This is a genomic window from uncultured Gemmiger sp., from assembly GCA_944388105.1.
GTDB lineage: Bacteria > Bacillota > Clostridia > Oscillospirales > Ruminococcaceae > Gemmiger.
Map to the genome: position 1 here is coordinate 1 of CALXHN010000063.1, position 12,681 is coordinate 12,681.

Here is a 12,681-nt window from a genome sequence, read left to right on the forward strand (position 1 = left end):
GAAGTTAAGCTCACTTGTGCCGAAGATAGTTGGCTGGAGACGGCCTGTGAAAATAGGTAGATGCCGGCTTCTCTTTTATATGGCCCGTTGGTCAAGCGGTTAAGACAGCGGCCTCTCACGCCGTTAACATGGGTTCGATTCCCGTACGGGTCACCAAAAAAATCCGAATCTCAAGCCTTTATGGTAAGAGGTTCGGATTTCTTTTTTATATTGCTTTTGCCCGCCAATAGGGAGGAAACAGATATGCAGCAACCAGAGGAACAGCGCCGTTTGTCCTTGCCCATCCAGCGACTATGCGAAACAGTAGAAGACGCTTTAGGCGAAAATTTGACAGGCATTTACTTGCATGGTTCTGTAGCTATGGGCTGCTTCAATTGGAATACCGGGGATGTGGATTGCCTGGTTGTGACCGCTGAGCCATTAGGGATAGCGGCGAAAACCGCAATGATCGACACATGCCTTGCCCTGCAGCCGCTATGTCCGCCAAAGGGGATGGAACTCAGCGTGGTGACCAAGGCGGTGTGCGAAAATCCACAGCGGAGCCCGGCTTTTGAATTCCATTTTTCACCCTTATATGTCGAGTCCTATGCCCAGGACCCACAGGGACAGCTGGCCCGTATGCCCAGAACAGACCCGGATCTAATTGTGCATTTTTCCATGGTACGGTCCAGGGGAAGGGCTCTGTTGGGTGCTCCTGCGAAGCAGGTGTTTGCACCGATTCCGAGGCTATGGCTGCTGGACAGCATACAGGGAGACCTGGCAGATGCGGCCCAGAATATGGAAGATCAGCCAGTCTATTATGTCCTGAATTTTTGCCGTGCCCTGGCCTGCCTGGAGGATGGCCAGCTGCTCTCCAAGCAAGAAGGCGGGGAGTGGGGGCTGCGGCATCTGCCTTCGGAATACCGGTCGTTGGTGGAAGCCGCCTTGACGGCCTATGCCGGAGGCACTTTTGTGGATATCCGGCAATATCCTGTCCGCCAGTTTATTGCCGAAATATGGAATCGTTGGAAGCAGGGAAGAGCAGATCATGCGACCGGAAATGGTTCTGAAGATCAGGAAAATACGATAAGTAATTGAAGCAATAGAATAGATATGAATGCAAAAAGGAGCGCCCCTGTATTGCCGGAAAGGCAACACAGAGGCGCTCTGCGCATTTTATTTGGTGATTACAGGTTCGTATACCCCATCAGGAAACGGTCCACCACAGCGGCGGTATCGCGGCCTTCCCGCAGGGCCCAGACAACCAGGCTCTGACCGCGGCGCATATCACCGCAGGTGAAGACGTTCGACACATTGGTGGCAAAGTTGTGGTCGGCCACGCAACCGCGGGGTGTCAGTTCCAGGCCAAAAGCTTCGGCAGTGTAGCTTTCGCATCCGGTAAAGCCGGCAGCAATCAGAACCAGCTCACACTCCACCGTTTCTTCCTCGCCGGTGGGAACCATAGCACGGCGGCCGGTGGCTTCGTCCACCACACGGCTTTCCAGCTTGGAGAGAACCGCGCCATATACGCGGCCGTCCTCCCCCTTCAGAAATTCCTTCACCGTGGTCTGATAGACACGGGGATCTCGGCCAAACACCGCGATGGCTTCCTGCTGACCGTAGTCGGTCTTGAGGATGCGGGGCCATTCCGGCCAGTCATTGCCGGGGGCACGCTGGGCCGGGGGACAGGGCATCATTTCCAGCTGCAGTACGTCGGCGCAGTGCTGGCGGATGGCAGTGCCCACGCAGTCGTTGCCGGTGTCGCCGCCGCCAATGACCAGCACACGCTTGCCTTCAGCAGAGACGGCGCGGCCGTCCGCAAAGTTGGAATCCAACAGGCTGCGGGTAACGCTGGTCAGGTAATCCACCGCAAAGTAGATGCCCTCCGCTTCGCGCCCCGGCACAGCCAGATCGCGGGCCTGCTTGGCGCCGCAGCACAGAACCACTGCATCATAGCGGCTGGTGAGTTCTTCCTTGCTGATATCCACACCCACATTGGTGTTCAGCACAAACTCAATGCCTTCCGCCTTCATGATGGCCACGCGGCGGTCAATGGCGGACTTCTCCAGCTTCATGTTGGGAATGCCGTACATCAGCAGGCCGCCCACGCGGTCCTCCCGCTCAAAAACGGTTACGCTGTGACCGCGGCGGTTCAGCAAGTCGGCCACGGCCAGACCGGCAGGGCCGGCGCCCACCACAGCCACGCTCTTGCCGGTGCGGGCAGCGGGCGGTTCGGGCTGGATGAGACCGTGCTCATAGCCGTACTCCACAATGGCGTGTTCGTTTTCCTTGACAGTGACAGGATTGCCCGTGGCCATGCCGCAGGTGCAGGCTGCTTCGCACAGAGCAGGGCAGACCCGGCTGGTGAATTCGGGGAAGAGGTTGGTGGCGCGCAGGCGATGCAGTGCCAGATCCCAGCGGCCCTGATACACCAGGTCGTTCCACTCAGGAATCAGGTTGTTCAGCGGACAGCCGCTGGCCATACCGCCCACCATCATGCCGCTCTGGCAGAAGGGCACGCCGCAGTCCATGCAGCGGGCACCCTGGGCCTGCTGTTCGTCAGAGGGCAGGGGCAGATGAAATTCGTTAAAGTTGCAAATGCGTTCTTCCGGCGGCAGCTCGGTGCTGGTCTGCCGTTCGATCTGCAAAAATCCGGTCGGTTTTCCCATGGTGTGCCCCTCCTTATTTGGCGTTCTTCATAGCGTAGAAGGCTTCGATCTGGGCCTGCTCGCTGTCCTCGCCCTTCTCTTCCATCTGGGCAATCAGGCGCAGCATCTTGTCGTAGTCGTGAGGCAGGACCTTCTTGAAGCGCGGCAGATATGCCCCGAAATCATCCAGGATCTCCTTGCCGCGGGGCGAACCGGTGCGTTCCACATGTTCGCGGATCAGATCTTTCAGCAAAGCCACGTCATACTTGTGCTCCACGGGCTCCAGACTGACCATGTCCTTGTTGACGCGCTGGTAAAAATCCCAGTCCTCGTCCAGGACGTAAGCGATACCGCCGCTCATGCCGGCCGCAAAGTTTTTGCCGGTCTTGCCCAGCACCACCACGGTGCCGCCGGTCATATATTCGCAGCCATGGTCACCAACGCCTTCCACCACGGCGGTGGCGCCGGAGTTGCGCACGCAGAAGCGTTCGCCGGCCACACCGTTGATGAAAGCCTTGCCGCTGGTGGCGCCGTACAGGGCCACGTTGCCGATGACAATGTTCTGGCTGCGGTCGTAGGTCACGCTCTTGGGCGGATACACCACGATCTCGCCGCCGGAAAGTCCCTTGCCCAGATAGTCGTTGCAGTCGCCTTCCAGCTCCAGGGTCAGGCCTTTGGGCAGGAACGCGCCGAAGCTCTGACCGCCGCAGCCGTGGCACAGCACATGGAAGGTATCATCGGGCAGGGTATTGCCGAACTTGGCGGTGATCTCGCTGCCGAAGATGGTGCCGAAAGCACGGTCGGTGTTGCCCACGGTCAGTTCCACCCGCATGGGCTTGGGCTCGGTCATGTCGAAGCTCTTCTTGAACTTCTTCATCAGGACCTTCATGTCCGGGGTCTTTTCCAGGCCGAAGTTGTAGACATCCTTGGGATCAAAGTGGACGCTGGTGTTCTCGATGAGCGGATTGCTCAACAGCGGGGTCAGATCCAGCTCGCTGGCACGGCTGCCGGCGGGCTCTTCCTTGATGGCCAGCAGATCGGTGCGGCCCACCAGATCTTCCAGACGGCGCACACCCAGGCGGGCCATGTATTCCCGCAGTTCCTGGGCCATGAACCGCATGAAGTTCATGACATATTCCGGCTTGCCCTTGAAGTTGCGGCGCAGCTCGGGGTTCTGGGTGCAGATACCCATGGGGCAGGTGTCCAGGTTGCACACACGCATCATGACACAGCCCATGGTCACCAGGGGGCCGGTGCCGAAACCGAATTCCTCAGCGCCCAGCATGGCAGCAATGGCCACGTCGCGGCCGCTCATCAGCTTGCTGTCCGCCTCAATACGCACGCGGCTGCGCAGACCGTTCATGATCAGGCACTGGTGCGCTTCGGCAATGCCCAGTTCCCAGGGCAGACCGGCGTTGTGGATGGAGTTGTTGGGGGCAGCACCCGTGCCGCCGTCAAAGCCGGAGATCAGGATGACCTCGGCGCCGGCCTTGGCCACGCCGGCAGCGATGGTGCCCACACCGGCCTCGCTGACCAGCTTGACGTTGATGGCCGCCTTGCGGTTGGCGCACTTCAGGTCGTAGATCAGCTGGGCCAGGTCCTCGATGGAGTAGATATCATGGTGGGGCGGGGGAGAGATCAGGCCCACACCGGTGGTGGAGTGACGGGTCTTGGCAACCCAGGGATAGACCTTGCCGCCGGGAAGCTGGCCGCCCTCACCGGGCTTGGCGCCCTGGGCCATCTTGATCTGGATCTCGCTGGCGGAAACCAGGTACTTGCTGGTGACGCCGAAGCGGGCGGAGGCCACCTGCTTGATGGCGGAGTTCCGTTCGGTGCCGTAGCGGTCCTCGAACTCGCCGCCTTCGCCGGTGTTGCTCTTGCCGCCCAGACGGTTCATGGCGATGGCCATGCACTCGTGGGCTTCGGCAGACAGGGCACCGTAGCTCATGGCCGCGGTCTTGAAGCGGCGGACCAGACTGTCCACGCTCTCCACCTCGTCGATGGGCACGCCCTGTTCGGGGTAACGGAAGGTCAGCAGGCTGCGCAGATGCATCTCATCGGAGCCGGTATTGTCAATGGCTTCGGTGTAGGCCTTGAACTTGGAATAGTCGCCGGTCCAGCAGGCCTGCTGCAGCAGATGGATGGTCTGGGGATTGTACAGGTGCTGTTCCGCCTGGGGACCGCTGCGGAACTTGTGCAGACCCAGGCTGGGCAGCTCGGTATCGGTGCCCAGGCCCAGGGGATCGTAAGCCTTCTGATGGCGCTCTTCCAGATCATCCTGGATGTCTTTCAGGGTGATGCCGCCCACACGGGTAACGGTGTTGGTGAAGTATTTGTCCACCACAGCCTTACTGATGCCCAGAGCCTCAAAGATCTGGCTGCCCTGGTAGGACTGGATGGTGGAAATGCCCATCTTGGAGGCGATCTTTACGATGCCGGCCAGCACGGCGTGGTTGTAGTCTTCCACGGCGGCGTAGTAGTCCTTGTCCAGCAGCTTCTCGTCGATGAGCTGGCGGATGGTCTGCTGCGCCAGATAGGGGTTGATGGCGCAGGCGCCGTACCCCAGCAGGGTGGCAAAGTCATGGACCAGGCGGGGCTCGCCGCTTTCCAGTACCAGAGCCATGGCGGTACGCTTCTTGGTGCGCACCAGGTACTTGGAAACCGCACCCACGGCCAGCAGGCTGGGGATGGCCACATGGTACTCGTCAATCTCCCGGTTGGAGAGGATCAGGATGTTGGCGCCGTCCCGGTAGGCGCGGTCCACTTCCACGAACAGGCGTTCGATGGCCTTTTCCAGGTCGGTGTTCTTGTAGTAGCAGATGGAGACGGTCTGCACTTTGAAACCGGGAACCTTCATGGCCTTCAGCTTCAGCACGTCGGTTTCGGTGAGGATGGGGTTGTTGATCTTCAGAACTTTGCAGTTCTCGCTGCTTTCTTCCAGCAGGTTGCCCTGGGCGCCCACATAGACGGTGGTGGAGGTGACAACCTTCTCACGCAGGGCGTCGATGGGCGGGTTGGTGACCTGGGCGAACATCTGCTTGAAATAATCGAACAGCGGGGGATGGGTGTGGCTGAGCACAGCCAGCGGGGTATCGCTGCCCATGGCACCGGAGGGTTCGGCGCCATTCTTGGCCATGGGGAGGATCATGGAAGTCACGTCCTCGTACCGGTAGCCAAAAGCCTTCTGCAGCTGGACCAGCTCCTGGGCGTTGGGTTCCGGCGGCCGCTGGTTGGGAATTTTCAGATCCTTCAGGTTGACCAGGTTGCGGTCCAGCCATTCGCCGTAAGGCTGGCGGCTGGCGTAGTCGGCCTTCAGGCGGTCGTCGTCCACCAGCTCACCCTTCACGGTATCCACCAGCAGCATCTTGCCGGGACGCAGACGGTCACGGCAGACGATCTCGGCGGGGTCCACCTCCAGCACGCCCACCTCACTGGAGAGGATCAGGCGGCCATCACGGGTGATATAGTAGCGGGAGGGGCGCAGACCGTTGCGGTCCAGCACAGCGCCCATCACATCACCGTCGGAGAAGAGGATGGAAGCCGGACCATCCCAGGGTTCCAGCATGGTGGCGTAGTACTGGTAGAAAGCGCGCTTCTTGGGATCCATGCTGTCGTTGTTGCTCCAGGGCTCGGGAATGGTGACCATCACGGCCAGGGGCAGGTCCATGCCGTTCATGACCATGAACTCCAGGGTGTTGTCCAGCATGGCGGAGTCGCTGCCGTCCTGGTTCACGATGGGCAGCACCTTGGCCATGTCGTCCTTGAGGCAGCTGCTGGCGATGGTCTCCTCGCGGGCCAGCATGGTATCCACGTTGCCCCGGATGGTGTTGATTTCGCCGTTGTGCAGGATCATGCGGTTGGGGTGGGCGCGGTTCCAGCTGGGCGCAGTGTTGGTGGAGAACCGGCTGTGCACCATGCCGATGGCGGATTCATAGTCGGTATCCTGCAGGTCGGGATAGAACAAACGCAGCTCCTTCACCAGGAACATGCCCTTGTACACGATGGTACGGCTGGACAGGCTGCACACATAGGTCTCGGGGCTGGACTGCTCAAAGACCCGGCGGGCCACATACAGGCGGCGGTCAAAGTCCAGACCGGGCTGCACCCGGGCGGGCTTTTCCACAAAGCCCTGCCAGATGCTGGGCATGCAGGAGCGGGCCTTGTGGCCCAGGATTTCGGGGCACACCGGCACGGCACGCCAGCCCAGGAAGTTCAGGCCTTCCTTGCGGCAGATGATCTCAAACAGCTTTTTGGCCTGGTTGCGGCGCAGTTCTTCCTGGGGGAAGAAGAACATGCCCACGCCGTATTCACGCTCTTCGCCCAGGGCGATACCGGCTTCGTCCGCCACCTTCTTGAAGAATTTGTGGCCGATCTGCAGCAGAATACCCACGCCGTCGCCGGTCTTGCCTTCGGCATCCTTGCCTGCGCGGTGTTCCAGATGTTCCACGATCTGCAAAGCATCGTCGATGGTCTTGTGGCTCTTGCGGCCCTTGATGTCCACCACGGCGCCGATACCGCAGTTATCGTGCTCAAATCTCGGGTCATACAGCCCAATGGGCTGCTTGCTTGTGGTAAAGTCTTGCACTGGTACCTCTCCTTCCCGGCGATAAACGCCATGCTGCGGGAGTCTTTTTTGGGGACCGGTCCCGCAACAAAAAAGACGTCCGTATGCGGAGGCATACACCTCCAGCAGACGAACGTCCTTGTTCCTGCCTACACTATATCATAGGAAGGACCGCTTGGCAATCGAAAATCAAAAGAATCTTATGAAATTAAAGTCGAAACCTTTGCAAATTCAAAAACAAGCCATGAAACTTAATTTAATTTTGCATTTTCCGCCGCATTCTGTGCCTTGAGCTCGGCCAGGATCTGGGCGAGCAATTCTTCCTGGGTGGGAGCGGCCGGTTTGGGGGCTTCCGCCTTGGCTTCGGCGGCCTTTTTGTGCTGGCCCAGGCGCATGAGACGGCCCATAAATTTCACCAGACAGAAGAGCACAAAGGCCATGATCAGGAAGTTGATCACTGCCGAAATAAAGGCACCGATGCGCAGCGGGTCAGCGCCGTTGGGCAGCGGAATGACCACATTGCTGAAATCGGTGGAGAAAGCGATGCCCAGCAGCGGGTTCAGGATGTCCCCGGTGAGAGAGGACACGATGGACTGGAAGGCAGCGCCAATGATGACACCGACGGCCATGTCGATGACATTGCCCTTGAGGGCGAATGCCTTGAACTCATCCAGAAACTTCTTGGAAGTTTCCAGCCCTTGCTGCACATGCAGTTTTTCCTGTACAGGCATGGTAAAAGCCTCCCGGATCTTATTTCAGCAGGTCGGCCACGGCCTTGGCGGCGCCGTCCAGGTAATCCCCGGCAAAGGTCTCGATCATGCCGGCATCGGCTTCCTTGGCCAGTTCGGGGTCAATGGGCATCTTGGCCAGTACGGGCAGCTTGTAGCGGGCGGCGGTCTCATCCACATGGCTGTCGCCGAACACAGAGATATGCTTGCCGCAGTCGGGGCAGACCACATAGCTCATGTTTTCCACAATGCCCAGGATGGGAATCTTCATCATCTCGGCCATCTGCACGGCCTTGCCCACGATCATGCCTACCAGTTCCTGGGGGCTGGACACGATGATGATGCCGTCCACCGGCAGGGTCTGGAAGACGGTCAGGGGCACGTCGCCGGTTCCCGGAGGCATATCCACAAACAGGAAATCCACATCCTCCCAGATCACTTCCTGCCAGAACTGCTTCACAGCGCCGGCAATGACCGGGCCGCGCCACACCACGGGGGCCTGTTCATCCTCCAGCAGCAGGTTGATGCTCATGATATCAATGCCGGTGCGGCTCTTGATGGGGTAGATGCCGTCCTCGCCGCCCATTGCCGGACCATGTACGCCGAACAGCTTGGGGATGGAAGGTCCGGTGATATCCGCGTCCAGGATGCCGGCGGTGTGACCCAGACGACGCATGGAAACAGCCAGCATGGCACTGGTCATGCTCTTGCCGACGCCGCCCTTGCCGGACACAACGCCGATGACCTTCTTGATGTGGCTCTTGGCGTGGGGGGCTTCCCGTTCGGGCGCGCGGTGGTCGCAGTTGGCGGTGCAGCTGCTGCAATCGTGATTACACGCTTCGCTCATTGCAAACAAGTCTCCTTTGGGCCGGGAAAAGCCCCGGCACTTTGCATATTCTGCGTCCGGTCACCGGCAGACGAAAACCCCGCGGGAAAACCCCGGCGGGGCCTGCCTGTCCAGCATAATCGGACGTATTCTATTCTACATGGTTTGGTGTAAAAAAGCAAGGGCCGAAGGCTCATGCCATGGCAGCCACCATGCCCTCCACCAGGTCCTGGAACACCGGACCCCGGCGGTTGGCAATCTCGATGACCTCCTCGCCGGACAGCCGTTTGCCGGTCATGCCCGCCGCCATGTTGGTGATCAGGCTCAGGGCCAGCACCGGCAGCCCGCAGTGGGCTGCGGCGATGGCTTCCGGCACGGTGCTCATGCCCACGGCGTCGGCACCCAGGGTGCGGAACGCCCGGATCTCCGCGGGGGTTTCGTAGCTGGGCCCCATGTAGCCCAGGTACACGCCCTCCCGCAAGGTCAGGCCCTTTTCGCCGGCCACCTTGCGGGCCAGTTCCTGCAATCCGGCGTCATACACCCGGCTCATATCGCAGAACCGGGGGCCGATCTCTTCCTCATTGGTGCCCCGCAGCGGATTGGCGCCCATGAAATTGATGTGGTCGGTGATGAGCATGAAATCTCCCACCGAGAAATCATAGTTCACGCCCCCGGCGGCGTTGGTCAGCACCAGCGCCCGACAGCCCAGAGCCTTGATGACCCGTACCGGCAGGGCGATGGCGGCCATGTCGTGGCCCTCATAATAGTGGAACCGGCCCTGCATGCAGAGCACGGCCTTTCCGGCCAGACGTCCGGCCACAAACCGGCCTGCATGGCCCGGGGCGGTGGAGACAGGAAAACCCGGAACTTCCCCGTAAGGAATGTACACCGGGTTTTCGATGCGGTCGGCCAGACCGCCCAGGCCGGACCCCAGCACCAGAGCGATCTCGGGGGCTTCGGGCAGGCGGGTGCGCAGATAATCAGCGGCGGCGCGGATGGTTTCCAGTTGGGTCATAAGACGGTACCTCTCTTTGTTTTGTTGCCCTTATTTTACCATGGACCCGCCCCGGGCGGCAAGCATAGACAGGCTGCGGTGCGCATATATCCCCAACAGGACCATAAGGGGGAAGGAGGGAGCCCGATGCGCATCAGGACCTATCTGAAAAACGCAGCATTGCTCACCGCGGCGGGCTTTGCCCTGCGGGTGCTGGGCATGGTGTTCCGGGTGTACATTGCCGGCTGGCTGGGCGGCGAGGGCATGGGTCTGTACCAGCTGATCCTGGCGGTGTACGGGGTGTTTGTCGCTCTGGCCACGGCGGGGGTCAACGTGGCCTCCACCCGGCTGGCGGCCCAGAGTCTGGCCCGGGGGCGGGGGATGGCCCCCACCTTATGGGGCCTGGTCAGCGCGGCGGCCTGTTTCGGCACCCTGGCCATGCTGGTCCAGTTTGCCCTGGCGGAGCCTCTGGCCCACTGGATGCTCCACGATGCCCGGGCAGAACTGGGACTGCGGATCCTGGCCCCCAGCCTGCCCTTCATGGCGGTGGCCGGGGCGCTGCGTGGGTGCTTTCTGGCCAGACGGCGGGTGGAACCCAACGTCACCGCCCAACTGGCGGAACAGCTGGTGCGCATGGGGGTGGCGGCCTTTGCCCTGTCCCGTCTGGCGGCCTGGGGGGCCGGGTACGCCTGCGGGGCGGTGCTCATCGGCAATACGGTGAGCGAGGCGGTCTCCTGCCTGCTCATGGCCGTGTTTGCACGGCGGGAACCGGCCTTTCGTCCGGCTGCCGGGGACCCGGCCCGGGGCTTTACCCGGCGGGAACTTTTCGGCATTGCCCTGCCGGTGTGCGGCAGCCGGCTCCTGGCCAGCGCCCTGCAGGCCATGGAAAGCAGCCTGATTCCCTTGTGCCTGACCCTCTACCTGGGCCAGCGCACCGCCGCCGTCACCCAGTACGGCGCGGTCAAGGGAATGGCCATGCCCCTGATTTTTTTCCCCTTCTCGGTGCTGGCGGCGCTGTCCGGCCTGCTCATGCCGGAGATCGCCCGGGCGGGGGCCCGACGGGATACCGCTGCCCGGGAACGCCTTATCCACACCGCCATGACCCTGACAGGACTGTTCTCGGTGCTGGCAGGCGCGGGGCTGGTGCTTTTCGGCGAGCCCCTGGCCGTGCTGCTGTACCACGAGGAAGCCGTGGGGCAGTATATGCGGGTGCTGGGATTCATCGCTCCCTTCATGTACCTGGAAAGCATGGTGGACGGCATCCTGAAAGGGATGGGGGAGCAGCTGGCCACCTTCCGGTATTCGGTGCTGGATTCCGCCCTGCGCATTCTGGCCATGTCGGCCCTGATTCCCCGGTATGGCATCGCGGGATTTTTCGGGGTGATGGCGGCATCCAACCTGCTCACCTGTACCCTCAATCTGCACCGGATGCTCCATTGCGCATCCATGCGGATGGACTGGGCGGCCTGGTTTATCCTGCCCGCGGCCCTGGCGGGGATCGGACTGACACCGGTGCTCTGGCTGCGCCGGCTTCTGCCGGACACGCCGCTGGGACTGGCGGCAGAGATGGCGTCGTTTCTGCTGGGGGCAGGCATCCCGCTGCTGCTCACCTGGCGCAAAAACAAAGCCGCCCTGGTGCGGCTGGGCACCGGGCGGCAGGAAAACTGATTTCAGTCTGTCTCGGTAGTTTCGGATTCGGACGTTTCCGGTTCCTCGGTTTTGGTATCTTCGTCCTCCTCCGGCTCTTCCTCCGGGAATACATCCCAGAAATCGGTGCGGCCGTAGATTTCGGTCAGGTGGCGCAGCTTTTTGGCCAGTTCCCGGGTGAACACACCGGGCTGCGCCCGCCAGCTCCAGTTGCCGCTGGGGACGGAAGGGGTGTTCATCCGGGCTTCGCAGCCCAGCCCCAGAATGTCCTGGGCCTGCACGATGGCCAGGTCCGCCACGCTGGACCAGATGCCCCGCAGCATGCCCCAGTTGTATCCTTCGGCCTCGGTCAGCTGCAGGTAATCCACCGCTCGGGCCCGGGCATATTCGTTGGTGTTGGCAAACCAGCCGTTGGCCGGCTCGTTGTCATGGGTACCGGTGTAGGCCACGCAGGTGCGGGGATAGCTGTGGGGCAGATACCCGCCGCCGTCCCGGCTGTCGAAAGCGAACTCCAGCACCTTCATGCCGGGGTAGCCGGTGGCAGCCAGCAGCTCGTATACGTCCGGGGTCAGGAAGCCCAGATCCTCGGCGATGATCTCCCGGCGGCCCAGTTCCCGCTCGATGGTGCGGAACAGGTCGATGCCCGGGCCGGTGCGCCAGCGCCCGCCCACGGCGGTCTCGTCGCCGTAGGGGATGGCATAGTACCCGGCAAAGCCCCGGAAGTGGTCGATGCGCACCACATCGTAGATTTCACAGGTATGGCGGATGCGCCGTACCCACCAGGCGTACCCGGTCTTTTTCATTTCCTCCCAGTCATACAGCGGGTTGCCCCACAGCTGACCGGTGGCGGAAAAGGCGTCCGGCGGGCAGCCGGCCACCTCGGTGGGCAGCAGATCCTCGTCCAGCTGGAACTCCTCCGGGCTGGCCCATACATCCACACTGTCTGCCGCCACATAGATGGGCAGGTCACCGATGATCTGTACGCCTTTTTCGTTGGCGTAGGTCTTGAGGGCGGACCACTGGGTAAAGAACAGATACTGCACCGCCTGCCAGAAGCCGATCTCGTCGGCGTAGGTGCGGCGGGCCTTTTCCAGGGCGGTGGGGTCACGCCGGACCAGTTCCGGCTCCCAGTCATGCCAGGCGGCGCCCTTGTGGGCGGTTTTCAGCGCCATGAAAAGGGCATAATCCGGCAGCCAGAACGCATTGTCCCGGCAGAAGGCTTCATAGTCCGCAGGCGGGGCAGCCAGCAGCCGGGTGCAGGCCTTGCGCAGCACGGGATACCGCTTTTCGTAGAT

The 12,681-nt window shown here is 61.4% G+C and carries 8 protein-coding genes and 1 tRNA gene; 3 read left to right on the top strand and 6 right to left on the bottom strand.

The genetic code is table 11. The features are described 5' to 3' along the window. Nucleotides 1-81: 81 nt before the first annotated feature. Together Q0K17_RS07890 and Q0K17_RS07895 are read left to right on the top strand one after the other, a co-directional pair. Nucleotides 82-156, top strand: a tRNA-Glu gene (locus Q0K17_RS07890). An 87-nt stretch (nucleotides 157-243) separates the two neighbouring features. Further along, nucleotides 244-1,077 carry an aminoglycoside adenylyltransferase domain-containing protein gene (locus Q0K17_RS07895; protein ID WP_294541881.1) on the top strand — a complete coding sequence of 278 codons (834 nt, stop codon included), beginning with the start codon at nucleotides 244-246 and terminating at the stop codon, nucleotides 1,075-1,077. 89 nt (nucleotides 1,078-1,166) lie between these two features. Here the strand turns inward: Q0K17_RS07895 and Q0K17_RS07900 are convergent, their stop codons facing one another. The 5 genes from Q0K17_RS07900 to Q0K17_RS07920 form a co-directional block, all read right to left on the bottom strand. After that, complete coding sequence (locus Q0K17_RS07900; RefSeq protein ID WP_294541884.1) at nucleotides 1,167-2,648, bottom strand: glutamate synthase subunit beta; 1,482 nt, start codon at nucleotides 2,646-2,648, stop codon at nucleotides 1,167-1,169. Nucleotides 2,649-2,661: 13 nt separating this feature from the next. Next, nucleotides 2,662-7,212 (bottom strand): glutamate synthase large subunit, encoded by a 4,551-nt coding sequence (gene gltB / locus Q0K17_RS07905; protein ID WP_294541887.1) that lies wholly within the window; start codon nucleotides 7,210-7,212, stop codon nucleotides 2,662-2,664. A gap of 230 nt (nucleotides 7,213-7,442) precedes the next feature. Continuing rightward, on the bottom strand, nucleotides 7,443-7,922 hold the full coding sequence (gene mscL, locus Q0K17_RS07910) for a large conductance mechanosensitive channel protein MscL (RefSeq protein WP_294541889.1): 480 nt from the start codon (nucleotides 7,920-7,922) through the stop codon (nucleotides 7,443-7,445). Nucleotides 7,923-7,941: 19 nt separating this feature from the next. Then, the gene (locus tag Q0K17_RS07915) at nucleotides 7,942-8,766 is read right to left on the bottom strand and encodes an Mrp/NBP35 family ATP-binding protein (protein ID WP_204648575.1); all 825 of its coding nucleotides are present in this window, start codon (nucleotides 8,764-8,766) and stop codon (nucleotides 7,942-7,944) included. A gap of 172 nt (nucleotides 8,767-8,938) precedes the next feature. Further along, entirely contained in the window at nucleotides 8,939-9,760 is an 822-nt protein-coding gene (locus tag Q0K17_RS07920; RefSeq protein ID WP_294541894.1) for a purine-nucleoside phosphorylase, read from the bottom strand. Nucleotides 9,761-9,886: 126 nt separating this feature from the next. Here Q0K17_RS07920 and Q0K17_RS07925 point away from each other — a divergent pair, with 126 nt between their 5' ends. Next, nucleotides 9,887-11,407 carry an oligosaccharide flippase family protein gene (locus tag Q0K17_RS07925; protein ID WP_294541896.1) on the top strand — a complete coding sequence of 507 codons (1,521 nt, stop codon included), beginning with the start codon at nucleotides 9,887-9,889 and terminating at the stop codon, nucleotides 11,405-11,407. A gap of 2 nt (nucleotides 11,408-11,409) precedes the next feature. Here Q0K17_RS07925 and malQ read toward each other — a convergent pair. Then, nucleotides 11,410-12,681: 4-alpha-glucanotransferase (malQ, locus tag Q0K17_RS07930; protein ID WP_294541898.1), on the bottom strand; the 1,272-nt coding region annotated here is incomplete at its 5' end.

Bases quoted from the DNA above. Each gene is read 5' to 3' on its own strand.
- Q0K17_RS07915 (WP_204648575.1), bottom strand. From the start codon at position 8,766: ATGAGCGAAGCGTGTAATCACGATTGCAGCAGCTGCACCGCCAACTGC.
- Q0K17_RS07925 (WP_294541896.1), top strand. From the start codon at position 9,887: ATGCGCATCAGGACCTATCTGAAAAACGCAGCATTGCTCACCGCGGCG.
- Q0K17_RS07920 (WP_294541894.1), bottom strand. From the start codon at position 9,760: ATGACCCAACTGGAAACCATCCGCGCCGCCGCTGATTATCTGCGCACC.
- mscL (WP_294541889.1), bottom strand. From the start codon at position 7,922: ATGCCTGTACAGGAAAAACTGCATGTGCAGCAAGGGCTGGAAACTTCC.
- Q0K17_RS07895 (WP_294541881.1), top strand. From the start codon at position 244: ATGCAGCAACCAGAGGAACAGCGCCGTTTGTCCTTGCCCATCCAGCGA.
- Q0K17_RS07900 (WP_294541884.1), bottom strand. From the start codon at position 2,648: ATGGGAAAACCGACCGGATTTTTGCAGATCGAACGGCAGACCAGCACC.